The sequence below is a fragment of the Sphingosinicella ginsenosidimutans genome (assembly GCF_007995055.1).
Classification (GTDB): domain Bacteria; phylum Pseudomonadota; class Alphaproteobacteria; order Sphingomonadales; family Sphingomonadaceae; genus Allosphingosinicella; species Allosphingosinicella ginsenosidimutans.
Map to the genome: position 1 here is coordinate 335,700 of NZ_VOQQ01000001.1, position 24,355 is coordinate 360,054.

Consider the following 24,355-nt stretch of genomic DNA (forward strand, 5'->3'; position numbering starts at 1 on the left):
TTACCATTGGCTAGCGAATATTTCTTATCGTAGAACGATAATTTCTGGATGTAAAGCGATGAATGATGCCTTGATGAGAACGCGCCGTTCGGCACGCTGGCTGCGGCGGCTCGCCATCGCGATGATCGTGCTGGTCGAGGTGGCGTTCCTGTTTGCCGCGGCGCTGGTCGCCGGCGGCGGCGCGGCGGGCGGCGCGATCTCTACCGACACCGCGCACCTGCCGCCCTGGGCAGGCGCGGCATGCCTGCTCATCTTCGGGCTGCTGGTCGGCGTCGCCCTCGCCCATCTCGTCCGGATGCTCGGCAAGATCGAGCAGGGCGCGCTTTTCGCAACCGCGCGCGAGCTTCGCGGCTTCGCGCTCTGGCTGTTCGTCGCGGTGCTCTTCTCGATCCTCGCGCCGCCGCTGTTTCAGCTCGCCGACGGCGCGCTCGGCGGCACGGGCGCCCACCGCGCGACGCTCACCGCCGACAGCGACGATGCCCTGATGCTGCTCATCATCGGCCTGCTCGCGCTGATCGCGCGGCTGCTCGAGGCGGCCCAGGAGGTCGCCGACGATGCGGCACAGATCGTCTGATGCCGATCGTCGTCCGCCTCGATGTGATGCTCGCGCTGCGCAAGGCGAAGTCGAAGGACCTCGCGCACTATGTCGGTATCACCGAAACCAACCTGTCGCTGATGAAGTCGGGGCGCGTGAAGGGCGTCCGGTTCGAGACGCTCGAGAAGATCTGCGAGTTTCTCGATTGCCAGCCGGGCGACCTGCTCACCTACGAGCCCGAACAGGGCGCGTGATACGAAAAGGGCCCCCGGAACGGAGGCCCTTCGCGTTCAATCCTGCCACCCGGCTCAGGCCGCTTCGTCGAGATCCTCGGCGACCGGGCCCGAATCCTGGCCCTTGGCGGCGGGATCGCGATCGACCAGCTCGATGATCGCCATCGGCGCCGCGTCCGAGGCGCGGATGCCGGCCTTGAGCACGCGGGTATAGCCGCCGTTGCGATCGGCGTAGCGCGCGGCGAGGACGTCGAACAGCTTGGCGAGCTGCGTGTCGTCCATCAGCCGGGAATGGGCAAGGCGACGGTTGGAAAGGCCGCCCTTCTTGGCGAGCGTGATCAGCTTCTCGACATAGGGCCGAAGCTCCTTCGCCTTGGGAAGCGTGGTCGTGATCTGCTCGTGCTTGATCAGCGCGGCGGCCATGTTGCGGAACATGGCGATGCGGTGGCTGGAGGTGCGGCCGAGCTTGCGGCCGCCGACGCGATGACGCATGTCTTCTTCCTTCGTTCGTCCCGGGACCGTGCAAGGTATCCCGGACCAGGCGGCAAGACGGGGCGCCGCCCAAACCCCGAAACGCAAAGACGGAGCGCGCGGCTCCGCCTTCGGGACGGCGGCGCTTTGATCGAACGCGCCCGAAAAGTCAACCGAGTCGCCCCCTTGCCCCCGGTCCCGCGAAGACCGATGAAGCACCGGACAGGGAGGAACCAGGATGAACGCCTTGGAAAAAGCGAAGAATCTCGTTGCCGCGCTGTTGCTGGCTGGCGCCTGGAGCGCCGCACCGGCGCAAGCCCCCGCTGATCCGGCGAGCCCGGCGAGCTGGGCGCCGATCGATCCCGCGCGCATGTCGCAGGAAGTTCGCGCGCTCGCCTCCGACGAGCTTCAGGGTCGCGCGCCCGGCACCGAGGGCGAGACGCAGACCATCGCCTGGCTGACGCAGCAGCTCCAGTCGCTCGGCCTTGAGCCGGGTGGCGAAAACGGCGGATGGACGCAGACCGTGCCGATGATCCGCACCCAGATCCAGCCCGGCGCCACCTATGCCATCGCCAGCCACGGCGCGACCATCCCGCTCCAGGCGCCGCGCGATCTCTATCTCGGCACGACCCGCGACGCCGATCGCGCCCGCATCGCCGCCGCACCGATCGTCTTCGTCGGCTATGGCGTCACCGCGCCGGAGCGCCAGTGGGACGATTTCAAGGGTGTCGATCTCCGCGGCAAGGTCGCCCTGTTCCTCGTCAACGATCCCGATTTCGAGGCGGCGGAGGGCGATCCCGTCGCCGGCCGCTTCGGCGGGCAGGCGATGACCTATTATGGCCGCTGGACCTACAAGTTCGAGGAAGCGGCACGGCGCGGCGCGATCGCCGCCGTCGTGATCCATGAGACGGCCGGCGCCGGCTATGGCTGGAACACCGTCCAGGCGCCGGCGGGCGAAAGCTATGCGCTCGCCCAGGCCGCCGGCGCGCCGCCGCCATTGCTCCAGGGCTGGATGCAGCGCGACGTCGCCGCCGATCTCTTCCGCCGCGCCGGGCTCGATTTCGAGGCGGTGAAGCGCCAGGCGCGCACCGCCGCCTTCCGGCCGATCGATCTCGGCGCGACCTTCACCGCCGACGCGGCCGTGTCGGTCGATCATCTCCAAAGCCACAATGTCCTCGCGCGCCTGCCCGGCGCGAGCCATCCCGACGAGACGGTGATGTTCGGCGCCCATTGGGACGCCTATGGCATCGGCCCGGCGGACGCGCAGGGCAACCGCATCCGCCGCGGCGCCGCCGACGACGGCACCGGCGTCGCCGGTCTCCTCGAAATCGCCCGCGCATTCCTCGCCGGACCACGCCCGGCGCGCAGCCTCGTCTTCGCCTTCTGGACCGGTGAGGAGCGCGGCCTGCTCGGATCGGCCTATTATGCCGATCACCCGCTCTATCCGGTCGAGACGACCGCGGCGAACATCACGCTCGACACGCTCCAGACCGCCGGCCCCTCGCGCGATGTCGTCCTGATCGGCGCGGGGCAGAGCGATCTTGAAGACCTGCTGACGCGGACCGCCGCGGGACAGGGCCGCACGATCACGCCCGATTCGCATCCCGAGCGCGGCCTCTTCTACCGCGCCGATCATTTCCCTCTCGCGCGGCGCGGCGTCCCGGTGCTGCTGCTGATGGCGCTTGGCGGAGGCCCCGACCTTGTCGAAGGCGGGCGCGAGGCGGGCGACCGCTGGGTGAGCGACTATACGGCCCACTGCTATCACCAGGCCTGCGACGCCTGGAGCGCCGATTGGGATCTGCGCGGCGCGGCGCAGGACGTCGCCCTCGCCTATCGAATCGGCGGCGCGCTTGCGAACTCGCGCGCCTGGCCGGACTGGCGCTCCCAGTCCGAGTTCCGATCAGTTCGATCCGAGACAGCATCAACGCGCCGGTGAACGTCACGCAGGAGCGACCAGCATCCCGCAACATCTCCCGATCCGCGACCATTTTGCCGTGACTTGTAGCCGCCTTTACCGAATTACTACGGTGTTTCTGTCCCGGTCAGGTTGCGTATCGGTGAAGTTCATTATAGATGACCTGCGGGAATGTTACCCGTTTCGAGGGAGGACGTAATGATTTCCAGGAAGTTGACGGCTGTGCTGGCTGCTTCGATGATCTTCGGCAGCAGCGCTGCCGTCGCTCAATCGGCGCAACCGCTGAGCCTTTCGCAGAGCCCGGCCGTGCGCGCCGGTGCGCCCACCCAGAAAGCCAATCAGCTCGAAGGGACCACGATCTGGATCATCGGCGCCATCGTGGTCGGGCTGGCGATCTGGGGAATCATCGAGCTGGTCGATAACGACAACGACGAGCCGTCGAGCCCGTAGTCGAACCGATCGAAGGATGAGAAAGCGCTCCGGGCGACCGGGGCGCTTTTTCTTTTCTCCCGGCTATTGCATATTTATGCACTGATCTGCATATGCACACGCCATGATCAAGGTCGCCATCCTGGGAGCCTCGGGGTTCGTCGGCGCGGAGCTGTTGCGGCTCTGCGCGGCGCACCCCCTGTTCGACGCCGTCCGGCTGTTCGGCGACAGCCAGGCCGGGATGGCGTTGGCCGACGTTCACCCGCATCTTGCCCTCGCCTATCCCGCGGCGCGGGTCGAACGGTTCGCGCCCGACGCGCTCGACGGCATCGACCTCGTCTTCGCCGCCCTCCCCCACGGCCAGTCGCAGGCGATCGCCGCCGACATTCTGGGGCGCGGCGTCGCCTTCGTCGATCTGGGCGCGGATTTCCGGCTCGACGATGCCGCCGCTTATGCGCGCTGGTACAAGGAGGAGCACAAGGCGCCGGATCTGCTCGGCCGCTTCGTCTATGGCATTCCCGAGCTGCACCGCGACGCGATCCGCGCCGCGAAGGCGGTCGCCGCCGCCGGCTGCTATCCGACGACCACCATCCTCGCGCTGAAGCCGCTCCTGCCGCTCATCGATCCCGACACGATCGCCGTCAGCGCCGCCTCCGGCGTCAGCGGGGCCGGCAAGGCGCTCAAGGAGGACACCCATTTCAACACGGTGGACGAGAATTTCACCGCTTACGGCCTTCTGTCGCACCGCCACACCGCGGAAATGGAGATGGAGCTTGGCGGGAAGGTCCTGTTCACGCCGCACCTCGCGCCGATGAACCGCGGCATCCTCGCGACCTGCACGGCGCAGGCGAAGGGGCCGTGCGATCCGCTGGCCGCGCTCGCAGAGGCTTATGCCGGCGAGCCGTTCGTCCATGTCTCGGAACGCTCGCCCTCGGTCAAATGGACGCTCGGCTCCAACGCGATCCACATCACCGCGCGTTATGACGAGCGGACCGGCCGCATCCTTGCCATCGCCGCGCTCGACAATCTCGTGAAGGGCGCGGCGGGGCAGATGGTCCAATGCGCCAATCTCATGCTCGGCATCGATGAGGATGCGGGCCTGTCCAACGTAGGAGTATGGCCGTGAGCGTCACCGCCGCCCCCGGTTTCGTCGCCTCCGGCCTCCATGCCGGGATCAAGCGTCGCAAGCACGACATGGCGCTGATCGCGACCGAGGACGGCCAGGCCGTGACCTGCGCCGCGGTCTTCACGCAGAACAAGTTCGTCGCCCCGCCGGTGACACTCGATCGCGAGCGGCTCGCCGCCAATGGCGGCCGCGCGGCGGCGATCGTGGTCAATTCGGGCAATGCCAATGCGGGCACCGGCAAAGCTGGCCTCGCCGATGCGGATGCGATGACTGAGGCGACGGCCGAGGCGCTCGGCATCGCCAAGGACGATGTCCTCGTCTCCTCGACCGGAATCATCGGCGGGCGGCTGCCGATGGACAAGATCGTCGCCGCCGTGCCGAAGCTGGCGAAGCAGCTGTCACGCGAGGGCGGGACCGAGGCGGCCAGGGGAATCCTCACCACCGATCATGTGCCCAAGGAGGCGGTGGTGAAGGGCTCCACCTTCACGCTCGGCGGCATGGCCAAGGGCTGCGGCATGATCGCGCCGAACATGGCAACGATGCTCGCCTATCTCACCACGGACGCGCAGGTCGCCCGCAGCGATCTCCAGCGCATCCTCAAGGACGCGGCCGATCGCACGTTCAACACGCTGAACGTCGACGGCGCGACCTCGACCAACGACAGCGCCTTCCTGCTCGCCAATGGCCGGGCCGGGCCGCCCGATCTCGCCGAGTTCGCCGATGCCGTCCACAAGGTCTGCGAGGATCTCGCCTGGCAGATGGCGAAGGATGCGGAGGGGATGACCAAGATGGTGCTCCTCACCGTCACCGGCGCGGCGAGCGACGCCGAGGCGCGCGCGGCGGCCAAGTCGATCGCCGAGAACAATCTCGTCAAATGCTCCTGGTACGGCTCCGATCCCTATTGGGGCCGCCTGCTCGGCGCGGCGGGATCGGCCGGGGTCGCATTCGAGACCGAGGCGTCCGCGGTCGCTTATGGCGGCATCTTCGTCTCGCGCGGCGGGATCGAGATCGAGCACGACCGCGCCGCCGTCGCCGCCCACATGAAGAATGAACGGATCGACATCCTCGTCGATGTCGGCGCCGGCGGCGACGGCACCGCGCGGATGATCGGCATCGATCTCGGCCCCGGCTACATCAAGGAAAATTCGGTCACGTCATGAGCACCAACCCGGCCCTCACCGCGCAGGTGCTCGTCGAAGCCCTGCCCTATATCCAGCGTTTCGCCGGCAAGTCGGTGGTCGTGAAATTGGGCGGCGCGGCGATCGATGCGGAGCTCGACCGCGCGCTGGCGCAGGACGTGCTGCTGCTGCGCTCGGTCGGCGTGCGCTGCGTGCTCGTCCATGGCGGCGGGCCGCAGGTCGATGCGATGATGAAGAAGCTCGGCAAGGAACCGGAGTTCAGGGACGGCCTGCGCGTCACCGACGCCGAGACGCTGGACATCGTGCGCACCGTCCTGGTCGGCAAGGTCAATCGCGATCTCGTCGCGACGATCAACCGCGAGGCGGGCGACGAGCCGGTCGCGGTCGGCGTCGCCGGCGAGGATGGCGGCCTTCTCGTCACCACCCAGCGCGATCCCGCTCTGGGCTTCGTCGGCGACGTGGCGCTGGTGCGCGCCGGGCGGCTGCACGGCCTGCTCGATCAGGGCCTCGCCCCGGTCGTCTCGACGATCGGCGCGGACGCGTCGGGCCAGCCCTACAACATCAATGCCGACGAGGCGGCGATGGCGATCGCGGTTGCGATGCAGGCGGAGAAGATCGTCTATCTGACCGCCGCCCCCGGCCTGCTCGAGGATCCCAGGGACGAGACCAGCCTGATCCAGCGCTTGACCGTCTCGGAGCTTCGCGAGCGGATCACGCACGAAAGCGTGTCCAAGGGCATGATCCCGAAGCTGCGGGCCTGCGCCGACGCGGTCGAGGGCGGCGTCGGATCGGCGCACATCATCGACGGCCGCGTGCCCCACGCGCTGCTGATCGAGATCCTGACGGACGCCGGCATCGGCACGATGATCAGGATGGAGGGGGAGTGATGACCAAGCTGCTGACCATCGCCGATCTCGCGGGCGGCGCGCTTGCCGAGGTGCTCGAACTCGCCGAACGCGCCGATCTGGGCGCGCCGCTCGCCGGCAAGGGCGCGGCCCTGGTCTTCCAGAAGCCGTCGGCGCGCACCCGCAACTCGACCGAAATGGCGGTCGTCCAGCTCGGCGGCCATCCCGTCTATATCCAGAAGGACGAGGTCGGCATCGACACGCGCGAGACCGCCGAGGACGTGGCGCGCACGCTCGCCTGTTATCATTCGGTCATCGCCGCGCGGGTCATGGATCACGACCATCTCGTCCGCATGTCCAACGCGGTCTCAATCCCGGTGCTCAACCTGTTGTCGGACAAGGAACATCCGCTTCAGGCGCTCGCCGATCTTTTAACTATAAAACAATTGGTCGGGCGGCTCGAAGGGGTCAGGATCGCCTTCGTCGGCGATGCCGACAACAATGTCGCGCGTTCGCTCGCTCATGCCTGCGGTGAGATCGGGGCCGAGCTGACCCTGGCCGGGCCCGAGGCCTATCGGTTGAAGGACGCTCCCGATTTCGTGCGCCAGGTCGTCGATCCGCTGGAGGGCGTGAAGGGCGCGGACATCGTCTATACCGACGTCTGGGTCTCGATGGGCCAGGACGCCGAGACCGCCGAGCGCATGGCGGCCTTCGCCCCCTATCAGGTCGATGCCGCGATGATGGCGGCCACGAACGACGCCTGGTTCCTCCACTGCCTGCCCGCACGCCGCGGCGAGGAGGTGACGCACGAGGTGATCGAAAGCCCGAAGAGCGCGGTGTGGCGCCAGGCCGAAAACCGGATGCACACCGCCCGCGCCGCGCTGGCATGGCTGCTCGGGGTGCGTTGATGGAGCGAAGCCACTCCGATTCCCGCACCCGCCGTCTGCGCGCACTTGCCGATCTGGTGCGTGCCGAGATGCTGACCAGCCAGGAGGAGGCGACCGAGCGTCTGGCCGATCAGGGCTTCGCCGTCACCCAGGCGACGGTCTCGCGCGATCTCGAACAGCTCGGCGCGGTGAAGGTGAAACGCGGCGGCGTCCTGTCCTACGCCCTGCCCGACCAGATCGGCGCCGCCGACTGGAGCACCGGTCGGCTCGCGCGCATCCTTTCCGAATGGGCGCTGTCGGTCGAGGCGGCCGGACAGCTGATCGTGATGAAGACCCCGCCCGGCTCGGCCCACCTCGTCGCCTCGGCGATCGACCAGAGCGCATTGCCGGAGATTGCGGGCACGGTTTCGGGCGACGACACCCTGTTCCTCGTCGTTCGCGACGGCCACGCCATCCCGCCCCTCGTCCGCCGCTTCGAGCGGATGATGGGGCAGGAGAAGATCAATTACGCATAACCCAACTCGCTCCCTGGAAATGGAACCCAATGACTGACAAGCCGAAGAAGGTCGTCCTCGCTTATTCGGGCGGGCTCGACACCTCGATCATCCTCAAGTGGCTGCAGACCGAATATGGCGCGGAGGTCGTCACCTTCACCGCCGATCTCGGCCAGGGCGAGGAAGTGGAGCCGGCGCGAAAGAAGGCCGAGCTGCTCGGGATCAAGCCGGAGAACATCTTCATCGACGATCTGCGCGAGGAATTCGTGCGCGATTACGTCTTCCCGATGTTCCGCGCGAACACCGTCTATGAGGGCCAGTATCTGCTCGGCACCTCGATCGCCCGTCCGCTGATCGCCAAGCGCCAGATCGAAATCGCGCGTCAGGTCGGCGCCGACGCGGTCTGCCACGGCGCGACCGGCAAGGGGAACGATCAGGTCCGCTTCGAGCTCGGCTATTATGCGCTCGAGCCGGACATCAAGGTGATCGCCCCCTGGCGCGAGTGGAGCTTCGCGAGCCGCGAGGCGCTGATCGACTTTGCCGAGAAGCACCAGATCCCGATCAACAAGGACAAGCGCGGCGAGGCCCCCTTCTCGGTCGACGCCAACCTGCTCCACTCCTCGTCGGAGGGGAAGGTGCTGGAGGATCCCGCCGTGGAGGCGCCCGAATATGTCCACCAGCGCACCATCTCGCCCGAGGCGGCGCCCGACAAGGCGACGGTGATCGAGATCGAATTCGAGCGCGGCGATCCGGTCGCGATCGACGGCGAGCGACTGTCGCCCGCGAGCCTGCTCGCCAGGCTCAACCAGCTCGGCCACGACAACGGCATCGGCCGTCTCGACCTGGTCGAAAACCGCTTCGTCGGCATGAAGTCGCGCGGGGTGTACGAGACGCCGGGCGGCACCATCCTGCTCGCCGCCCATCGCGGCATCGAAAGCATCACGCTGGACGGCGGGGCGATGCACCTCAAGGATTCGATCATGCCGCGCTATGCCGAGCTCATCTACAACGGCTTCTGGTTCGCGCCGGAGCGCGAGATGCTGCAGGCGCTGATCGACAGGAGCCAGGAGCATGTGTCCGGCAAGGTGCGGATGAAGCTCTACAAGGGCAATGCCACGGTGATCGGGCGCGAAAGCCCGCTCTCGCTCTACGATCAGGACCTGGTGACCTTCGAGGAAGGCCAGTCCGGCTACGACCATCGCGACGCGGCCGGCTTCATCCGCCTCAACGCCCTCAGGCTCCGCATCGCCGCGAAGCGGGAGCGGCGGGTCAGCTGAGGGCGGACTCGACGTCGGTGCGCGCGAAATCCTCGCCGACGAACAGAAGCGGACAATCGAGCTCCTTCGCCAGCACATAGGCAAAGCAGTCCCCGAAATTGAGCTGGGCCGCGTGCGCGCCCTTGCCCCAGCGTCCATGCGCCTGGCCGACCCGTTCGGCGAAGGCCGCGTTGACCGGATCGACAGTGAACCCCAGTTCTTCCACGAGGGCGAGCAACAGTTCGGACCCACCGCGATGCGCCAGGATGATGAGTGCCTCGGCCAGCGTGCCGGCGGACATGTGAATGTCCGGCTCGATTTCCAGCGCGCGCCTGCAGCGCGCCGCACCGGGCTCGTCGAAGAGAATGGTCAGAAGCGCCGACGTGTCCGCAACGATCACGCAGGCCGCCCTGTCTCCGGATCGTAGAGGAGGTCTTGGCTTCGAGCGGCGTCGGGGCCGGGCGCGATCTTCGCCCGCGCGCCCCGGACGATCCGCTCGATGATCGCGGCACGCTCACGGTGATCGGCTGGAGCCGGCCGCACAGCCACCAGCTTTGCCGCCGGCCGGCCGTGCCGGGTGAGCACGATGTCGTCGCCGGCCTCCGCGCGCCGCACGAGATCGGTCAGCTTACCTTTCGCCTCGGAGATCGGAATATCCATCGCCACAATATGGACCATAGATTGGTCCAAATCAAGGCCGCTGTTCATCGCGCGGTCGCCACCTTAAGCAGGAGCCATGAAGCTCGCCATCCTCGAAACCGGCAAGCCGCCCGGCGACCTTGCGGTCCGCTTCGGCGACTATCCGGCGATGTTCGCCCGCCTGCTCGGCGACGGCTTCGACATCGCCACCTTCGATGTCGAGGCCGGCAATCTCCCCATCGATCCGGCGACGCATGACGCCTATATCCTCACCGGCTCCCCCGCCGGCGTTTACGATCCCCTGCCCTGGATCGCGGAGCTCGCCGATTTCATCCGCCTCGCCAAGCCGCAGAAGCTCGTCGGCATCTGCTTCGGCCACCAGATCATGGCCGAAGCGCTGGGCGGTCATGTCGAGAAATCGGAAAAAGGCTGGGGCGCGGGCCTCCACACCTATCCCATCGTGACCCGCGAGCCGTGGATGGACGACGCGGCGAGCGTTTCGATCCCCGCCTCGCACCAGGACCAGGTGGTCCTCCAGCCGCCCAATACCGAAGTCACGGCCTCGTCGCTGTTCACGCCCTATGCCGGGCTCGCCTGGACAGACCGCCCGGCCATTTCCTTCCAGTTCCACCCGGAATTCGATCCGGCCTATGCAAGAGCCCTGATCGAGCAGCGCTTCGACCGGATCCCCGATCCCGACAGCGCGATCGCCTCGCTCGACGCGCCCAATGACAATGCGCGAGTCGGCGGCTGGATCAGGCGCTTCCTGTTGGGCTAAGGCGCCGGCGCACCCGAAGGAGACCCCAATGAAAACCCGCGCCGCCGTCGCGTTCGAAGCCAGGAAGCCGCTCGAGATCGTCGAGCTCGACCTTGAAGGTCCCAAGGCCGGCGAAGTGCTGGTCGAGATCATGGCGACCGGCATCTGCCACACCGATGCCTATACGCTGGACGGGTTCGATTCCGAAGGGATCTTCCCCTCGATCCTGGGCCATGAGGGCGCGGGCATCGTCCGCGAGATCGGCGCGGGCGTGACCAGCGTGAAGCCCGGCGATCATGTCATCCCGCTCTACACGCCCGAATGCCGCCAGTGTAAATCGTGCCTCAGCGGCAAGACCAACCTGTGCACCGCGATCCGCGCGACGCAGGGCAAGGGGCTGATGCCCGACGGCACCACGCGCTTCAGCTACAAGGGCCAGCCGATCTATCATTATATGGGCTGCTCCACCTTCTCGAACTTCACCGTGCTCCCCGAGATCGCGGTGGCGAAGATCCGCGAGGACGCGCCGTTCAAGACCAGCTGCTATATCGGCTGCGGCGTCACGACCGGCGTCGGCGCGGTCGTCAACACCGCCAAGGTCCAGGCCGGCGACAATGTCGTCGTGTTCGGGCTTGGCGGGATCGGACTCAACGTCATCCAGGGCGCGAAGCTGGTCGGGGCCGGCAGGATCATCGGCGTCGACATCAACCCGGACCGCGAGGAATGGGGCCGCAAGTTCGGCATGACCGACTTCATCGACGGCCGCGGCAAGGATCGCGCGGCGCTGATCGCCGAGATCGCCGCGCTGACCGACGGCGGGGCCGACTTCACCTTCGATGCGACCGGCAACACCGAGGTCATGCGGACCGCGCTGGAGGCGTGCCATCGCGGCTGGGGCACCAGCATCATCATCGGCGTGGCCGAGGCGGGCAAGGAGATCGCGACGCGGCCGTTCCAGCTCGTCACCGGTCGCAACTGGCGCGGCACCGCCTTCGGCGGCGCGAAGGGCCGCACCGACGTGCCCAAGATCGTCGACTGGTACATGCAGGGCAAGATCGCGATCGATCCGATGATCACCCATGTCCTCAGCCTCGAGGACATCAACAAGGGGTTCGATCTGATGCACGCCGGGGAGAGCATCCGCAGCGTCGTCGTCTATTGACGTTCCGGAACCGCAACCGTCCCCGTCACGTTTCCCTCGCCGCAATGGCCGTCGCTGGCCGCAGGGAGACATGACATGGGTAAAGGTATTCTCGCCTGGCTGATCGGCATTCCGATCCCGATCATCATCCTGCTCTACATCTTCCACGTCTTTTGAGCAGCGCGCGGCGGGCGCCCGATCAGCGGCGCCCGCTTGCCCGCGACCGCGCCTTCTCCTAGTCCGGCGAGCCGAGAAGGAGGCAAATCATGTTCAGCCATGTGGTCGTCGGCAGCAACGACATCGATCGCTCCCGCAAATTCTATGACGCCCTGTTCGCCTCGCTCGGCGGCAAGCCGGGCCAGGCGGATGACAAGGGCCGGCTTCGCTACGTCCACCGTGGCGGCCTCTTCATGGTGACGCATCCGATCGACGGCCAGCCGGCGTGCCACGCAAATGGCGGCACGATCGGCTTCGCCATGGAGAGCCCCGAAGAGGCCGATGCCTGGCATCAGGCCGGGATCGCCAATGGCGGCACCTCGATCGAGGATCCGCCGGGCTTGCGCCAGGGCAGCTTCGGAAAGCTTTACCTCGCTTATCTGCGCGATCCCGACGGCAACAAGCTGTGCGCCGTCCACCGCCTTCCGGCCGAATAGCCGGGAGATGGACACGCTGTCGGTCAACAAGAGCCATGGCGGCACGCTCCACGTCGTGCGCCATGCAAGCCGCGAGACCGGCACGGACATGACCTTTTCGGTCTTCCTGCCCCCGCAGGCCGATGGCGGCGCGAAATGCCCGGTGATCTGGTATCTCTCCGGCCTCACCTGCACCCACGCCAACGTCACCGAAAAGGGCGAATATCGCGCCGCCTGCGCCGAATTGGGGCTGATCTTCGTCGCACCCGACACCAGCCCGCGCGGGCCCGATGTCCCCGATGACGACGCTTACGATTTCGGCCAGGGCGCGGGCTTCTATGTCGATGCGATGCAGGCGCCTTATGCGGCCAATTATCGCATGGGGTCGTACATCCGTGACGAATTGCCCGACATCGTCGCCTCCGCCTTTCCGATCGATCGGGAGCGGCAGGGGATCATGGGCCATTCGATGGGCGGCCACGGCGCGCTCACCCTCGCCCTCGCCAATCCCGGCCGTTACCGCAGCGTCTCCGCCTTCGCCCCGATCGCCGCGCCGTCACAGGTGCCGTGGGGCACGAAGGCGCTCGGCCGCTATCTCGGCCCCGATCGCGCCGCCTGGCGCCGACATGACGCCGTCGCCCTGATCGAGGACGGCGCGCGCCTGCCCGAGCTTCTCGTCGACCAGGGCGAGGCCGACGCGTTCCTTGAGGAGCAGCTTCGTCCCGATCTGCTTCGCGCCGCCTGCGCCGATGCCGGCATCCCGCTCACCCTCAGGATGCAGCCGGGCTACGACCACAGCTATTATTTCATCTCGACCTTCATGGCCGATCACCTGCGCTGGCACGCCGCGCGGCTGTTCAACTAGCTGGGGGAAAAGGAGAAAATGGTGGGCGTGGCAAGGATTGAACTTGCGACCCCTGCGATGTCAACACAGTGCTCTACCACTGAGCTACACGCCCACCAGCCCAACCGGTCGCGTCGCGATCGGTGAATCGGGCCCTGTCGGTGACAGAGGCGCGCATGTAGCGGTGGCGTGGGCCGCGCGCAAGCCCGCCCCGATTACAATCTGCCGTGCTGGTCTTCGGTCTGGAACATGCGCTCGACCTCGGCGACCAGATCCTTGAGGTGGAAGGGCTTGGAGAGCACCTTGGCGTCCGGCGTCTTGCGCCCGGCCTTCAGCGCCACCGCGGCGAATCCGGTGATGAACATGACGCGGATGTCGGGCGCCAGCTGCGCCGCCTTCTGTGCCAGTTCGATGCCGTCCATCTCCGGCATCACGATGTCGGTGAGGAGGAGATCGAAAGCCTCGGCCTCGAGCAGCGGCAGCGCCGCGGTTCCGCGATCCACCGCCGTCACTCGATAACCCACCCGCTCCAGCGCCCGGGCCAGGTAGGTTCGCAGCGAATCGTCGTCTTCGGCGAGCAGGATTCTCAGCATTCGATCCCCATCGGGCGCCCCGATCGGCGCTTGATCGGCTTATGCGCTCTCGGAATCGCTTTGACCAGCGCCCGGCGGGCCCGCCGTTGCACCTGTCCCATCCCGGCTCTACTGATCGCGACGGAATGACCCAGGCGCCAGCCCGACCGTTCGATCGCATCGGCCCCGCGCGGCCGGTTTCGCCGGTCGTGCTCTCGGTGCCCCATGCCGGCCGCGACTATGGCCCTGCCCTGCTCGCCGCGGCGCGGGTGCCGCGCGCGGCGCTGGAGCTGCTTGAGGATCGGCTGGTCGACAAGCTGATCTGGCGCGCCGTCCAGTCGGGCGCCACCGCCTTTGTCGCGACCGCGCCGCGGGCGCAGATCGACCTCAACCGCGACGAGCGGGAGATCGATCCGTCGCTCGTCGATCCGCCGCTGTCGCCGGCGCAGGTCCTGCCGTCGGCGCGGGCGCGCGCCGGGATCGGCCTCCTGCCTTCGCGCATCGCCGGCGCCGGCGCGCTATGGCGCGGCCCGATTTCGGCGCGGGAGCTCGCACGGCGCATCGAGACGATCCACCGACCCTATCACGCGGCGATCGCCGAGGCGCTCGCGAAGGCGCGCGAGCGGTTCGGCGCGGCGGTGCTGCTCGATTGCCATTCGATGCCGCCGCGAAGCCCGGCGGGCGGCGAGCCGAAGATCGTCTTCGGCGATCTTCACGGCACCAGCGCGCGCCAGGATCTGATCGCCGCAGCGGTCGCCGCGGCCAGCACGCTTGGCTACCCGGTCGGCCGCAACAGGCCCTATGCGGGCGGCCATGTCGTCGGCCGTCACGGCGAGCCGCGGCGCGGCATCCACGCGATCCAGATCGAGATCGATCGGTCGCTCTATCTCGATTCCGCCCTGTCGGCGCCGGGGCCCGGCTTCGGCGCGATCTGCCGACTTATCGCGTCGGTCGCGGCGGCGCTGGAAGCGGCGCTGATCGGCGAGCCGGGCGCGATCGCCGCGGAATGAGGTGGATATGAAAAGACCGCTCCACGCAGGAGCGTGGAGCGGCCAGGTTCAGGGAGGGGCGCCCTCTTCGGGGGGCGAAGAAGGCGCCGCGCGCCGCCGCAAAGGGGGGCATACGACGACGCGGCAGCCTTGAGATGGGGCCGCCGCGCCAGGTTTCAAGATGCAACGGGAAAAAATCAGGCGGCGGCGGGCGCCATATTCTCGGCGAAGTTCGGCACCTTGCCCTGATCGACCTGCCGCGTGAAAATCTCTCGCATCAGCCCGAGCGAGAACAGGTGCGCCACGATCAGCGGGAGCATTCCGCTTTCCGACATCTTGCGCAACTTGTCACCCGGCAGGTCCCGGAACTTCTGTTCGTCGACCATGCGGAAGCCGCGATAGATGAAGGGCTGGCGCGCGCCCGGCGGGTCGATCGCGACCTCGCCGTCGATCAGCAGGTCGAGATCGAGCAACTCGCGCGCGAACTGCTCGGTCCGGTTCGCCGCGACCTCGAACTCCTCGCAGAACTTGAGGATATTGTTCAGCCCCTCGGTCGGCTTGCCGTCCTCGAACAGCGGATCGCCCTCCTCGCTCGGAGCGACGAGGCCGCTCTCCGCATCGAAGCAGAGCGTCAGCTCCTGATTGTCCGGATTCATCCGGGCGAGCAGATAGGGGAAGCGGCGGACATAGGCCGGCACGTAGAACGGGGCATAGGGCTTGCCATCATCATCGACGAAGACGTTGACGCCCTCGTTGAGGCCCATCAGCGCGATCGGCACCGGCACCTGGCTGGCCGCGAAGACGATCGGCATGAAACGCTGGGTGACCGCGAACTCGTCGATGGTCAGTGGAACCGCATTGATCTTGACGAGATGCGGCGCCGTTTCGAGCGCGCGATGCTTGAAATTGGCGTGCATCGTGCTCGAAAGCGGCTCGAGGCGGGTGTAAAGGACCGGCATGCTGGCCGGCGGCTGCGTCGCCATTGAAACATTCTCCGTTCGACTTGGAATGGCCGCATCACGCAGGCCGGAATCTGATCTCCTGCCTTATGAAAGGCGGCGGTTTTCCGCAAGAGGGGGCGGCGGGACCAGCTTGCCGGGATTCATGATCCCCGCCGGATCGAGCGCGCCCTTGATCGCGCGCAGCGCCGCGAGCCGCGCGGCGCCGCCAAGCCGTGCGAACTCGCCGAGCTTCATCTGGCCGATTCCATGCTCCGCCGAGATCGAGCCGCCGGCGGCGGTGACCAGATCATAGACCCGGTGGCTGACCTCGGCGCCGGCCCCTTCGATCCAGCCGGCATCCGTCCCCGCCGGCGCGCGGACATTGAAATGGATGTTGCCGTCGCCGAGATGGCCGAAGGCGTTGACCCGCACGCCCGGAAAGTCGCGCTCCACCGCCGCCGCCGCCTCGACGAGGAAGCCCGGCATGTCGGGGACCGCGACCGAAATGTCGTGCTTGACCGCGGGCCCGTCCTGCTTCTCGGCCTCGGCGATGCTCTCGCGCAGCCGCCAGAAGGCGTCCGCCTGCGCCTCGCTCGCCGCGATCACCGCATCCTCGACCAGCTCGCCCGCGCCGAGCGCCTCGACGAGCGCCGGCTCCGGCGAGGGCGCGCCGACCGGGGCCGCCGCTTCGACGAGCGCGTGCCACTCATGGCGCCGGGCAAGCGGCGGGCGCGTCCCGGGAATATGCGCGAGCACCAGATCGAGCGCGCCCTGCGGCACCAGTTCGAAGCTTTCCACCGCACCGCCCATGCGATCCTCCAGCTGCCGCAGCAGCGCCAGCGCGGCGACCGGCGTCGCGAGCCCGACCCACGCGACCACGCGCGATCCGATCGCCGGAACCAGCTTCAGGCTCGCCGCGGTGACGATGCCGAGCGTCCCTTCCGCGCCGATCATCAGCTGCGTGAGATCGTAGCCGCGATTGTCCTTCCTGAGCGCGGTCAGCCCATCGAACAGGCTGCCGTCGGGCAGGACCGCCTCGATTCCCTGGACGAGCCGGCGCATATTGCCGAAGCGAAGCACCTGAGTGCCGCCGGCATTGGTCGAAACGAGGCCGCCGACCGTCGCCGATCCCTTCGCGGCGAGCGACAGCGGGAAGCGCCGGCCGGCCGCCTGGGCGGCCTCGTGGAGGTTCGCGAGGACCACCCCCGCCTCGCACACGGCGAGGTTCGCCTCCGGATCGAGGCTTCGGATGCGGTTCATCCGCCTGAGCGACAGGATGAGCGCGTGCCCGGAGGCATCGGGTGTCGCGCCACCGACCATCGACGTATTGCCCCCCTGGGGGACCAGCGGGACCCCGCCGGACGCGCAGAGCCGCACCGCCTGCGCCACCTCTTCGCGAGTCGCCGGGGCGATCAGTGCCGCGGCCCGCCCGTGGAACCGCCCGCGCCAATCGGTGAGCCAGGGCGTCATCGCATCGCAATCGCGGGTGAATCCCTTCGGCCCGAGGAGGGCGGCAAGCGAGTCGAGAAGGGCGGGGGAAGGCGCGGCCATGACCGGCGATAGGTGCCAATTAATCTCATGTTCAACAAGCGCGCGGAATCCCGGCCTGTCATGGAGCAACGCGGATGATCCGGACGGCGGTGGCCGCGATGACCTTGCTCGCCCTCACGGGCAGCGCGGTCGCCCAGCGTGGCGGCCGCGCCGCGCCCCCTCCCCCGCCGCCCGGCTTCCAGGGCACGCTTTCGATCCACGAGGAGGTGATCGTGCGCCTGCCGCGCCGGGCGCCGGGCGTTGCCCCGCTCACCGACCCGCGGAACGGATGGATCGAGCATCGCGGCCCGCACTGCATCGAAACCAGCCGGATCGCCGGCGCCGCGCTGCTCGGCCCCGACAGCGTCGATCTCGTGCTGCGGGATCGCACCCGCATCCGCGCCCGGCTGGAACGAGGCTGCCCGGCCCTCGATTATTATCGCGGCTTCTACGTCAGCTCCGCCGGCGACGGCCGGATCTGCGCGGACCGCGATGTCGTGCGATCGCGCGCCGGTGCGGCGTGCCAGATCGAGGCGTTCCGCACGCTCCGCCCCGCCGGGCACTGACCGATTCCTTGACAAGTCGGCGATCGATGGCACAAGCGGCGCGCTGAAGCGTCTCTCCCGACGAGGACGCCCATTCCCGGATTTTCGATGAGCTTCGCCGATCTCGGCCTTTCCGACGAACTTCTCCGCGCGGTGACCGACGCCGGCTATACCGAGCCGACGCCGATCCAGGCCGCCACCATTCCGTCCGTCCTGATGATGCGCGACATCATCGGCATCGCCCAGACCGGCACCGGCAAGACGGCGAGCTTCGTCCTGCCGATGATCGACATATTGAGCCAGGGCCGCGCCCGCGCCCGGATGCCGCGCAGCCTGATCCTCGAACCGACGCGTGAGCTTGCCGCCCAGGTCGCCGAGAATTTCGAGAAATACGGCAAGCACCACAAGCTTTCGATGGCGCTGCTGATCGGCGGCGTGCAGATGGGCGATCAGGTGAAGGCGCTCGAAAAGGGCGTCGACGTGCTGATCGCGACGCCCGGCCGGCTGATGGACCTGTTCGAACGCGGCAAGATCCTGCTCACCGGCTGCCACCTGCTCGTCATCGACGAGGCGGACCGGATGCTCGACATGGGCTTCATCCCGGACATCGAGAATATCTGCACCAAGCTGCCCGCGAACCGGCAGACCCTGCTTTTCTCGGCGACGATGCCGCCGCCGATCAAGAAGCTCGCGGACCGTTTCCTGTCCAATCCGAAGTCGATCGAAGTCGCGCGGCCGGCGACGGCGAACACCTCGATCGACCAGCGCAAGCTCAAGGTCGATTCGCGCCGCAAGAAGGATGCGCTGATCGATCTCCTGCGCGACGAGGCGGTGAAGACCGCGATCATCTTCTGCAACCGCAAGACGACGGTGCGCGAGCTTTCCCAGAGCCTGAAGCGCGCCGGCTTTTCCGCAGGGCAGATCCAGGGTGACATGGAGCAGGCCGAGCGAATCCGCGAGCTCGATCGGTTCAAGACCGAGGAAATCAACATCCTCGTCGCCTCCGACGTCGCCGCTCGGGGACTGGACGTGAAGGGCGTCAGCCACGTCTTCAACTATGACGTGCCCTGGCATCCGGACGATTATGTCCACCGGATCGGCCGCACCGGCCGCGCGGGCCGGACCGGCGTCGCGATCACGATGGTGACGAGCGCCGATGCCGAGGCGATCGACAATATCGAAAAGCTGATCGGCACGACGATCGCGCCGCTGGACGGGGCTCCCGCCGCCGAGCCGGCCGGCGAGGCAGAGCCGGAAGGGACGGCTGCTCCAGCGCCGCGCAAGCGTTCGCGCGGCGGCCGCTCGCGCACCGCGAAGGACGAGGCGCCGAAACCCAGGTCCGCACCGAAGGCCGAAGCCGCGCCGGCGCCGGCGACGCGTCGGCCGCGCCAGGACGAGCGGGAGGAGCCGGATGACGGGTGGAACGGCCCGATCCCGAGCTTCCTTGAGCAGGGCTTTTCAAGCTAGGATCGCGCGATGCCGCGCCTCCACTTGCTGTTCGCAATCGCCCTCGCCCTGATCGGCTGCGGCACGAGCCGTTCGCAGGCCCCCGCCCCCGCCAATTCCGGCACGCCCGTCCAGGGCTATGAGGTGGTCGCCACCTACCCGCACGATCCGCGCGCCTTCACCGAGGGGCTGTTCTGGAAGGACGGCTTCCTGTGGGAGAGCACCGGGCTGGTCGGCCAATCCAACATCCGGCGGGTGAACCTTGCCGACGGGCGGGTCGTCCAGTCGGTCGATATCCCGCGCACGATGTTCGGCGAGGGCATCGTCGATTGGGGCGACGAGATCATCAGCCTCACCTGGCGCGACCGCGTCGGTTTCCGCTGGAACCGCCACACGCTCCAGCAGACCGGCACCTTCCCCTTCACCATCGGCGAAGGCTGGGGGATGACGCGCAACGATCGGGAGATTTTCGAAAGCGACGGAACGTCCGTCATCCACGTCCTCGATCCCGCCACCATGCAGGAGCGCCGCCGCATCCAGGTGACCGCCGACGGAGTCGCGGTCGATCAGCTGAACGAGCTCGAATGGGTCGATGGCGAAATCTACGCCAACGTCTGGATGACGGCGCTCATCGCCCGCATCGATCCCGCGACCGGCCATGTGCGCGCCTGGATCGACCTCACCGATCTGGTCGGCCAGAATGCCGGAAGCAATCAGGACGCCGTGCTGAACGGCATCGCCTGGGATGCCCAGCGCCGGCGCCTGTTCGTCACCGGCAAGCTGTGGCCGCACCTCTACGAGATCAGGCTGACGCCGGCGGCGTCGAACTGAGGCGGTTCACCGGCCCCGATAGCGCGCCCTGAACGCCTCCGCGAAATCGGCCAGCCGCCCTTCCGCGATCGCCGCGCGGAGGCGCTCCATCAGCTGCTGATAGAACCACAGATTATGCTCGGTCATCAGCATCGCGCCGAGGATCTCGCCCGATCGGACGAGGTGGTGGAGATAGGCTTTCGACCATCCGCCCGCCGGCGACTCCGGGTCGATCGGCGCCGGGTCCTCGGCGAACTTCGCATTGCGGATGTTGATCGGCCCGTCCCAGGTGAAGGCCTGGCCGGTCCGCCCGCTGCGGGTCGGCAGCACGCAATCGAACATGTCGATGCCGCGCTCGACCGCGCCGACGATGTCGTCCGGCTTGCCGACGCCCATCAGGTAGCGCGGCGCGTCTTCCGGCAGCTGGCCGGGCGCGAAATCGAGGCAGGCGAACATCGCCGCCTGCCCCTCCCCGACCGCAAGCCCGCCGACCGCATAGCCGTCGAAGCCGATCTCCCGCAGCGCCGCGGCCGATGCGGCGCGCATTCCTTCGTCGAGCCCGCCCTGCTGGATGCCGAACAAGGCGCCCTCGTTGCCGAGCGCATCGAACGCCGCGCGCGAGCGCTTCGCCCAGCGCATCGATCGTTCCATCGCCGCGCGCTGCGCCGCCGCCGTGTCGGTCGTCTTCACGAGCTGGTCGAACGCCATCACGATGTCGGAGCCGAGCAGGGTCTGCACCTCCATCGATCGTTCGGGCGAGAGCATGTGGCGGCTGCCGTCGAGGTGGCTCGCGAAGGCGACGCCCTCCTCGCTCACCTTGGTGAGCTCGGACAGGCTCATCACCTGATAGCCGCCGCTGTCGGTGAGGATCGGCCGATCCCAGCCCATGAGGGCGTGGAGCCCGCCAAGCCGCGCCACCCGCTCGGCGCCCGGACGGAGCATCAGGTGATAGGTGTTGCCGAGCAGGATGTCCGCGCCGGACGCGCGCACGTCAGCGGGCTTCACCGCCTTCACCGTCGCCGCCGTCCCCACCGGCATGAAGGCCGGCGTGCGGATCTCGCCGCGGCGCATCCGGATCGTGCCCGTGCGGGCCTTGCCGTCGGTGGCGGAGATGGAGAATTCGAAGCGGGGCGAAGTCATGCCCCGCCCCCTAGAGCGGATCGCTCCCGATTGGAAAGCGCGCCCTTACCACACCGTGCACTGGTTCGCCGCGGGACGAACCATCCGCGCCGATCCGCCGCAGCCGAAAATGTGGGCGAAGGCCGGGAGGTTCGATAGCGGCGCGTTCACCCGGAATTCGGGCGGCCCGTGCCCGTCCGAGCTCACATGGCCGCGCAGGCTGTCGTCGGTCTGCGCGGTGCACCAGTTCTGAGCGAAGGCGTAGAAGAAGCGCTGGCCGGGGGTCATGCCGCTCGAATCCGGACGGTCGATCGCGGCGCCGAGCCGCGCGCGCAGCGCTTCGTAGGCGAGCCGGATGCCGCCATAATCGGCGACATTTTCCTCATATTGCCCCGCGCCGTCCATGTGCAGCCCCGGCAGCGGCTCATGGGCATTGGCCTGATCGATGACGCACTGGCCCTGGCGCGTGGCCGCCGCCTGATCGGCCGGGCTCCACAATTCGGTCTCGCGGCCGTCGGCGCCATACATGTGGAGCTGGGCGACATGGACGAATTCATGGCCGACGGTCGCGGCGAACGTGCCGTAATTGACCTCGATCGGCACCCGGGCGTCGAAGCGCGGCGGCATCAGGTAGCCGGCGGTCATGATCATCGAATTGGTCAGCGCGTCGGGATAGCCATTGGGAACGACGAGACGCGCGGCCGCCATGCCGTCTCCCACCCAGGGCGAGACGATCATGTCCCAGGCACGGCGATCGCGCCGCGTCTGGGCGCGCGCCCACGTCCGCTGCTGCTCGTAGCGGCGCGCGGCAAGCACATTGTCGAAGAAGCGGTCCGGCCGCAGCTCGTAGCTGCCCGTCTCCGGCCACTGGTCGGGAAAGCCGATCTTGAGGTCGGTCTGGCGCAGCTTGTCCGCGGTGGCCGTTCGCGCCTGCGGCGAAAGCCAGGAGCGGCTTTCCGCCGACCGGACGATCGCGTCGCGGATCGAGGTGGTGATCGACAGGCCGGTTTCGCGGGCGTCGCGGCCAAGGATGCGCGTCGCGAACTGGCGCGAGAATTCGACTCCCATCGCCCGCACCGTCGCCTCCCGGCATTGGGTCGCCGGATCGCCGACCGCGACCCTGGCCCACGGCTCGATATTGGCGAAGGCGCGGACATAGGGGCGCGGCAGCTCGCCGCGCAGCGAGACCAGGAATTTCCAGCGAATATAGGCGCGCAGCTCCGCGATCGGGCGGGTGGTGAGCTGCCCCTGAAGGTCGCGGAGATAATCGGGCGAGGTGACGTTGATCGGCCGTTCGGCCGGCGCGCCGACCATCGCGAAATAGGCCGGCCAATCGATCGCCGGCGCAAGCCTGGCGATCTCGGCCTGGCTCATCGGATGCTCGCTATTGTCGTCCCACCGCTGGACCGCGTGGGGCCGAAGCGCGGCGGCGATGGAAACCACCGCCTGGGCATCGCGGTGCGCGGTGGCGGCGTCGCGGCCCGACAAGGCGAAGGCGCGTTCGACGAGGTCGGGATCGGCCCAGGTGCCCGCGTTCAGCAATTCGCCGCGATAACGGGTCCAATCGGTGCGATCGGCCCAGCCGCCATAATTGAAGAAGACGTCGACGCCGATCTGGGAGAGATCGCGCATCATCCGCTGCACATCCGCGCGGCTGTTCACGCCGTCGATCCGGGAAAGCCATGTCTGGACGGCGGCGACATCCGCCGCATTGGCGCCGGCGACGGAGGCGTTGCACGATCGGTAGAAGGTCTCCAGCCGCCGCAGTTCGGGGTCGTCGCCGGGCGTCCGGAACAGTGCGTCGAGGGCGCGTTCGAGATTTTGGTTGAACCGGATCTCCCCCATATTGAGTTCGGGCCGGTTCGCATCGGGATGCGCCGCCGCGATGAAGCCGCCACAGGCGTGGCGGTAGAAATTGTCGCAGGCATTCACCCGCGGATCGATGGCGGCGAGATCGATCCCGTTGCGATAGCGCGCGGCCGGCATGGATGCCGCGCCGGGCTCAGCCCCGTCGATCGCCTGGGCCATGCCGCCGCCAATGGCGAGGCCGAGCCCCGCCAAACCCAGGATCGAAACCGCCCTTGCCCGCTTTCCCATCGATCCGCTCCCTGCCGCACATGCTACATATGTAGCATATAGCTGAAATTCAGGGTGAATAGTCAATCCCTTATGAAGGGAAGCTACCAACGCGCCGGCGCGGACGCCGGGCTCAGCGGGCCGGCCATCCTCTTTCTCGTGTCATATCAGTATAATACACCTTTTGCAAGGCGCGGGCGACGCAGACGGGCTAGATCACCAGGCCGATCGAATTGCCGAAATTGTGAAGCAGCACCGGCAGCACCAGGCTCCCGGTCCGCAGCCGCAGCCACACCGCGAGGAAGGAGGGCACGGCGGTCAGCGCCATGATCATCGGATCGAGCGAGAAATGGCCGTCTTCATATCCGAAGGCGTGCGTCATGCCGAACAGGGCGCAGCTCAGCACCGCGCCCCAGCCCCAGTCCACGCCGAGCCAGCGCACCCGGCCGGTGAAGGCGCGGTCGAGCGCGAGCAGCAGGGTGCCGCGATAGAAGGGCTCTTCCTCCAGCCCCGGCATGGTGAGCTGGAAAGCGACTGTCTCGCGCGAGGCCGGATCGGACGGAAAGGCGACCGCGATGGCGACGAAGAACAGGCAGTAGACGAGCGCGACCGGGATGCAGCTCTTCAGGCTTCCCGGCGTCTGCGCGAGGGTCAGGCCGCTCCGCCTCCAGCCGAAGCCGGGGAGCGAGGCGACCGCCAAAGTCGCGGCGAGCGCCAGGATTTTGCCCTGCCAGTTCCAATCGCTGGCCGGAAGGAGATCGGGGAGCAGGCCGTAGCCGCGGGTCAGCAGCGCGTCCTCGAGCGCGACCAGCGCCGCCGCGACGATCAACCAGCGGAAGGAAAAGTTCGCACGCCGCGTCAGCCCGATCGCCGTGCCGACGACGAGCAGAATGCCAAGCGTACCAAGAAGTCCGATAAAGCCGTCCATCCCCACCCCTTTCGCGACGTCGCCTAGACGACGGGAAGAAGGGGCGCAAGCCGGTG

Annotated in this window: 27 protein-coding genes and 1 tRNA gene; 18 read left to right on the top strand and 10 right to left on the bottom strand. The window is 67.8% G+C overall.

Annotated features, from left to right (window positions below; genetic code table 11):
• The first annotated feature begins 73 nt into the window (after positions 1-73).
• Positions 74-574 (top strand): hypothetical protein, encoded by a 501-nt coding sequence (locus tag FRZ32_RS01715; protein ID WP_147041872.1) that lies wholly within the window; start codon positions 74-76, stop codon positions 572-574.
• Positions 574-789 (top strand): helix-turn-helix domain-containing protein, encoded by a 216-nt coding sequence (locus FRZ32_RS01720; RefSeq protein ID WP_147041873.1) that lies wholly within the window; start codon positions 574-576, stop codon positions 787-789. Before FRZ32_RS01715 ends, FRZ32_RS01720 begins: the two co-directional genes overlap by 1 nt.
• Before the next feature lie 54 nt (positions 790-843).
• Here the strand turns inward: FRZ32_RS01720 and rplQ are convergent, their stop codons facing one another.
• The gene (gene rplQ, locus FRZ32_RS01725) at positions 844-1,260 is read right to left on the bottom strand and encodes a 50S ribosomal protein L17 (RefSeq protein ID WP_147041874.1); all 417 of its coding nucleotides are present in this window, start codon (positions 1,258-1,260) and stop codon (positions 844-846) included.
• A gap of 217 nt (positions 1,261-1,477) precedes the next feature.
• On the opposite strand from rplQ, the gene FRZ32_RS01730 reads away from it, so the two are divergent.
• The 8 genes from FRZ32_RS01730 to FRZ32_RS01765 all read left to right on the top strand — a co-directional run bounded on the left by FRZ32_RS01730 (position 1,478) and on the right by FRZ32_RS01765 (position 9,351).
• Positions 1,478-3,175, top strand: a complete 1,698-nt coding sequence (locus tag FRZ32_RS01730) for a M20/M25/M40 family metallo-hydrolase (protein ID WP_147041875.1) — start codon at positions 1,478-1,480, stop codon at positions 3,173-3,175.
• A 177-nt stretch (positions 3,176-3,352) separates the two neighbouring features.
• The gene (locus FRZ32_RS01735; RefSeq protein WP_147041876.1) at positions 3,353-3,604 is read left to right on the top strand and encodes a hypothetical protein; all 252 of its coding nucleotides are present in this window, start codon (positions 3,353-3,355) and stop codon (positions 3,602-3,604) included.
• Between the two features lie 103 nt (positions 3,605-3,707).
• The gene (gene argC / locus FRZ32_RS01740; protein ID WP_147041877.1) at positions 3,708-4,709 is read left to right on the top strand and encodes an N-acetyl-gamma-glutamyl-phosphate reductase; all 1,002 of its coding nucleotides are present in this window, start codon (positions 3,708-3,710) and stop codon (positions 4,707-4,709) included.
• Entirely contained in the window at positions 4,706-5,869 is a 1,164-nt protein-coding gene (gene argJ / locus FRZ32_RS01745) for a bifunctional glutamate N-acetyltransferase/amino-acid acetyltransferase ArgJ (RefSeq protein ID WP_158635790.1), read from the top strand. The genes argC and argJ overlap by 4 nt, the downstream gene beginning before the upstream one ends.
• The gene (gene argB, locus FRZ32_RS01750) at positions 5,866-6,735 is read left to right on the top strand and encodes an acetylglutamate kinase (RefSeq protein WP_147041879.1); all 870 of its coding nucleotides are present in this window, start codon (positions 5,866-5,868) and stop codon (positions 6,733-6,735) included. The genes argJ and argB overlap by 4 nt, the downstream gene beginning before the upstream one ends.
• Positions 6,735-7,601 (top strand): ornithine carbamoyltransferase, encoded by an 867-nt coding sequence (gene argF / locus FRZ32_RS01755; RefSeq protein WP_147041880.1) that lies wholly within the window; start codon positions 6,735-6,737, stop codon positions 7,599-7,601. The genes argB and argF overlap by 1 nt, the downstream gene beginning before the upstream one ends.
• A complete protein-coding gene (argR, locus tag FRZ32_RS01760) occupies positions 7,601-8,095 on the top strand; it encodes an arginine repressor (protein WP_158635791.1) in 495 nt (164 codons plus the stop codon). The genes argF and argR overlap by 1 nt, the downstream gene beginning before the upstream one ends.
• Before the next feature lie 29 nt (positions 8,096-8,124).
• Positions 8,125-9,351, top strand: coding sequence for an argininosuccinate synthase (locus FRZ32_RS01765; protein WP_147041882.1), 1,227 nt, complete (start codon positions 8,125-8,127; stop codon positions 9,349-9,351).
• Here FRZ32_RS01765 and FRZ32_RS01770 read toward each other — a convergent pair.
• Both FRZ32_RS01770 and FRZ32_RS01775 read right to left on the bottom strand, forming a co-directional pair.
• On the bottom strand, positions 9,344-9,730 hold the full coding sequence (locus FRZ32_RS01770) for a type II toxin-antitoxin system VapC family toxin (RefSeq protein ID WP_147041883.1): 387 nt from the start codon (positions 9,728-9,730) through the stop codon (positions 9,344-9,346). The two genes, FRZ32_RS01765 and FRZ32_RS01770, sit on opposite strands and share 8 nt — an antisense overlap.
• Positions 9,727-10,038 carry a type II toxin-antitoxin system Phd/YefM family antitoxin gene (locus tag FRZ32_RS01775; RefSeq protein ID WP_243445158.1) on the bottom strand — a complete coding sequence of 104 codons (312 nt, stop codon included), beginning with the start codon at positions 10,036-10,038 and terminating at the stop codon, positions 9,727-9,729. The genes FRZ32_RS01770 and FRZ32_RS01775 overlap by 4 nt, the downstream gene beginning before the upstream one ends.
• A gap of 28 nt (positions 10,039-10,066) precedes the next feature.
• Between FRZ32_RS01775 and FRZ32_RS01780 the strand changes: the two genes are divergently transcribed.
• The 4 genes from FRZ32_RS01780 to fghA all read left to right on the top strand — a co-directional run bounded on the left by FRZ32_RS01780 (position 10,067) and on the right by fghA (position 13,364).
• The gene (locus tag FRZ32_RS01780; RefSeq protein ID WP_147041884.1) at positions 10,067-10,747 is read left to right on the top strand and encodes a type 1 glutamine amidotransferase; all 681 of its coding nucleotides are present in this window, start codon (positions 10,067-10,069) and stop codon (positions 10,745-10,747) included.
• Positions 10,748-10,775: 28 nt separating this feature from the next.
• Positions 10,776-11,888, top strand: coding sequence for an S-(hydroxymethyl)glutathione dehydrogenase/class III alcohol dehydrogenase (locus FRZ32_RS01785; RefSeq protein ID WP_147041885.1), 1,113 nt, complete (start codon positions 10,776-10,778; stop codon positions 11,886-11,888).
• A 245-nt stretch (positions 11,889-12,133) separates the two neighbouring features.
• The gene (locus tag FRZ32_RS01790) at positions 12,134-12,520 is read left to right on the top strand and encodes a VOC family protein (RefSeq protein ID WP_147041886.1); all 387 of its coding nucleotides are present in this window, start codon (positions 12,134-12,136) and stop codon (positions 12,518-12,520) included.
• Between the two features lie 7 nt (positions 12,521-12,527).
• Complete coding sequence (fghA, locus tag FRZ32_RS01795; protein WP_147041887.1) at positions 12,528-13,364, top strand: S-formylglutathione hydrolase; 837 nt, start codon at positions 12,528-12,530, stop codon at positions 13,362-13,364.
• Between the two features lie 19 nt (positions 13,365-13,383).
• Here the strand turns inward: fghA and FRZ32_RS01800 are convergent.
• Both FRZ32_RS01800 and cpdR read right to left on the bottom strand, forming a co-directional pair.
• Positions 13,384-13,458 (bottom strand) — tRNA-Val (locus FRZ32_RS01800).
• A 100-nt stretch (positions 13,459-13,558) separates the two neighbouring features.
• Positions 13,559-13,936, bottom strand: a complete 378-nt coding sequence (gene cpdR / locus FRZ32_RS01805; RefSeq protein WP_147041888.1) for a cell cycle two-component system response regulator CpdR — start codon at positions 13,934-13,936, stop codon at positions 13,559-13,561.
• A 125-nt stretch (positions 13,937-14,061) separates the two neighbouring features.
• Between cpdR and FRZ32_RS01810 the strand changes: the two genes are divergently transcribed.
• Positions 14,062-14,925, top strand: coding sequence for an N-formylglutamate amidohydrolase (locus tag FRZ32_RS01810; protein ID WP_147041889.1), 864 nt, complete (start codon positions 14,062-14,064; stop codon positions 14,923-14,925).
• 176 nt (positions 14,926-15,101) lie between these two features.
• Here FRZ32_RS01810 and FRZ32_RS01815 read toward each other — a convergent pair whose 3' ends face one another.
• Positions 15,102-15,887 carry a SapC family protein gene (locus FRZ32_RS01815; RefSeq protein ID WP_147041890.1) on the bottom strand — a complete coding sequence of 262 codons (786 nt, stop codon included), beginning with the start codon at positions 15,885-15,887 and terminating at the stop codon, positions 15,102-15,104.
• Positions 15,888-15,950: 63 nt separating this feature from the next.
• Positions 15,951-17,396, bottom strand: coding sequence for an FAD-binding oxidoreductase (locus FRZ32_RS01820; protein WP_147041891.1), 1,446 nt, complete (start codon positions 17,394-17,396; stop codon positions 15,951-15,953).
• 74 nt (positions 17,397-17,470) lie between these two features.
• On the opposite strand from FRZ32_RS01820, the gene FRZ32_RS01825 reads away from it, so the two are divergent.
• The 3 genes from FRZ32_RS01825 to FRZ32_RS01835 all read left to right on the top strand — a co-directional run bounded on the left by FRZ32_RS01825 (position 17,471) and on the right by FRZ32_RS01835 (position 20,197).
• A complete protein-coding gene (locus tag FRZ32_RS01825) occupies positions 17,471-17,941 on the top strand; it encodes a hypothetical protein (RefSeq protein WP_147041892.1) in 471 nt (156 codons plus the stop codon).
• Positions 17,942-18,028: 87 nt separating this feature from the next.
• Positions 18,029-19,387 carry a DEAD/DEAH box helicase gene (locus FRZ32_RS01830; protein ID WP_147041893.1) on the top strand — a complete coding sequence of 453 codons (1,359 nt, stop codon included), beginning with the start codon at positions 18,029-18,031 and terminating at the stop codon, positions 19,385-19,387.
• Positions 19,388-19,396: 9 nt separating this feature from the next.
• A complete protein-coding gene (locus FRZ32_RS01835) occupies positions 19,397-20,197 on the top strand; it encodes a glutaminyl-peptide cyclotransferase (RefSeq protein ID WP_147041894.1) in 801 nt (266 codons plus the stop codon).
• Between the two features lie 6 nt (positions 20,198-20,203).
• On the opposite strand, the gene tgt is transcribed toward FRZ32_RS01835, so the two are convergent.
• The 3 genes from tgt to FRZ32_RS01850 all read right to left on the bottom strand — a co-directional run bounded on the left by tgt (position 20,204) and on the right by FRZ32_RS01850 (position 24,299).
• On the bottom strand, positions 20,204-21,316 hold the full coding sequence (gene tgt, locus FRZ32_RS01840) for a tRNA guanosine(34) transglycosylase Tgt (RefSeq protein ID WP_147041895.1): 1,113 nt from the start codon (positions 21,314-21,316) through the stop codon (positions 20,204-20,206).
• Positions 21,317-21,361: 45 nt separating this feature from the next.
• The gene (locus tag FRZ32_RS01845) at positions 21,362-23,392 is read right to left on the bottom strand and encodes a M13 family metallopeptidase (RefSeq protein ID WP_147041896.1); all 2,031 of its coding nucleotides are present in this window, start codon (positions 23,390-23,392) and stop codon (positions 21,362-21,364) included.
• A gap of 190 nt (positions 23,393-23,582) precedes the next feature.
• Positions 23,583-24,299, bottom strand: a complete 717-nt coding sequence (locus FRZ32_RS01850; protein WP_147041897.1) for a CPBP family intramembrane glutamic endopeptidase, BDIM_20840 family — start codon at positions 24,297-24,299, stop codon at positions 23,583-23,585.
• Positions 24,300-24,355 lie beyond the last annotated feature (56 nt).

Bases quoted from the DNA above. Each gene is read 5' to 3' on its own strand.
- FRZ32_RS01715 (WP_147041872.1), top strand. From the start codon at position 74: ATGAGAACGCGCCGTTCGGCACGCTGGCTGCGGCGGCTCGCCATCGCG.
- FRZ32_RS01720 (WP_147041873.1), top strand. From the start codon at position 574: ATGCCGATCGTCGTCCGCCTCGATGTGATGCTCGCGCTGCGCAAGGCG.
- rplQ (WP_147041874.1), bottom strand. From the start codon at position 1,260: ATGCGTCATCGCGTCGGCGGCCGCAAGCTCGGCCGCACCTCCAGCCAC.
- FRZ32_RS01730 (WP_147041875.1), top strand. From the start codon at position 1,478: ATGAACGCCTTGGAAAAAGCGAAGAATCTCGTTGCCGCGCTGTTGCTG.
- FRZ32_RS01735 (WP_147041876.1), top strand. From the start codon at position 3,353: ATGATTTCCAGGAAGTTGACGGCTGTGCTGGCTGCTTCGATGATCTTC.
- argC (WP_147041877.1), top strand. From the start codon at position 3,708: ATGATCAAGGTCGCCATCCTGGGAGCCTCGGGGTTCGTCGGCGCGGAG.
- argB (WP_147041879.1), top strand. From the start codon at position 5,866: ATGAGCACCAACCCGGCCCTCACCGCGCAGGTGCTCGTCGAAGCCCTG.
- argF (WP_147041880.1), top strand. From the start codon at position 6,735: ATGACCAAGCTGCTGACCATCGCCGATCTCGCGGGCGGCGCGCTTGCC.
- argR (WP_158635791.1), top strand. From the start codon at position 7,601: ATGGAGCGAAGCCACTCCGATTCCCGCACCCGCCGTCTGCGCGCACTT.
- FRZ32_RS01765 (WP_147041882.1), top strand. From the start codon at position 8,125: ATGACTGACAAGCCGAAGAAGGTCGTCCTCGCTTATTCGGGCGGGCTC.
- FRZ32_RS01775 (WP_243445158.1), bottom strand. From the start codon at position 10,038: ATGAACAGCGGCCTTGATTTGGACCAATCTATGGTCCATATTGTGGCG.
- FRZ32_RS01780 (WP_147041884.1), top strand. From the start codon at position 10,067: ATGAAGCTCGCCATCCTCGAAACCGGCAAGCCGCCCGGCGACCTTGCG.
- FRZ32_RS01785 (WP_147041885.1), top strand. From the start codon at position 10,776: ATGAAAACCCGCGCCGCCGTCGCGTTCGAAGCCAGGAAGCCGCTCGAG.
- FRZ32_RS01790 (WP_147041886.1), top strand. From the start codon at position 12,134: ATGTTCAGCCATGTGGTCGTCGGCAGCAACGACATCGATCGCTCCCGC.
- fghA (WP_147041887.1), top strand. From the start codon at position 12,528: ATGGACACGCTGTCGGTCAACAAGAGCCATGGCGGCACGCTCCACGTC.
- cpdR (WP_147041888.1), bottom strand. From the start codon at position 13,936: ATGCTGAGAATCCTGCTCGCCGAAGACGACGATTCGCTGCGAACCTAC.
- FRZ32_RS01810 (WP_147041889.1), top strand. From the start codon at position 14,062: ATGACCCAGGCGCCAGCCCGACCGTTCGATCGCATCGGCCCCGCGCGG.
- FRZ32_RS01815 (WP_147041890.1), bottom strand. From the start codon at position 15,887: ATGGCGACGCAGCCGCCGGCCAGCATGCCGGTCCTTTACACCCGCCTC.
- FRZ32_RS01820 (WP_147041891.1), bottom strand. From the start codon at position 17,396: ATGGCCGCGCCTTCCCCCGCCCTTCTCGACTCGCTTGCCGCCCTCCTC.
- FRZ32_RS01825 (WP_147041892.1), top strand. From the start codon at position 17,471: ATGATCCGGACGGCGGTGGCCGCGATGACCTTGCTCGCCCTCACGGGC.
- FRZ32_RS01830 (WP_147041893.1), top strand. From the start codon at position 18,029: ATGAGCTTCGCCGATCTCGGCCTTTCCGACGAACTTCTCCGCGCGGTG.
- FRZ32_RS01835 (WP_147041894.1), top strand. From the start codon at position 19,397: ATGCCGCGCCTCCACTTGCTGTTCGCAATCGCCCTCGCCCTGATCGGC.
- tgt (WP_147041895.1), bottom strand. From the start codon at position 21,316: ATGACTTCGCCCCGCTTCGAATTCTCCATCTCCGCCACCGACGGCAAG.
- FRZ32_RS01845 (WP_147041896.1), bottom strand. From the start codon at position 23,392: ATGGGAAAGCGGGCAAGGGCGGTTTCGATCCTGGGTTTGGCGGGGCTC.
- FRZ32_RS01850 (WP_147041897.1), bottom strand. From the start codon at position 24,299: ATGGACGGCTTTATCGGACTTCTTGGTACGCTTGGCATTCTGCTCGTC.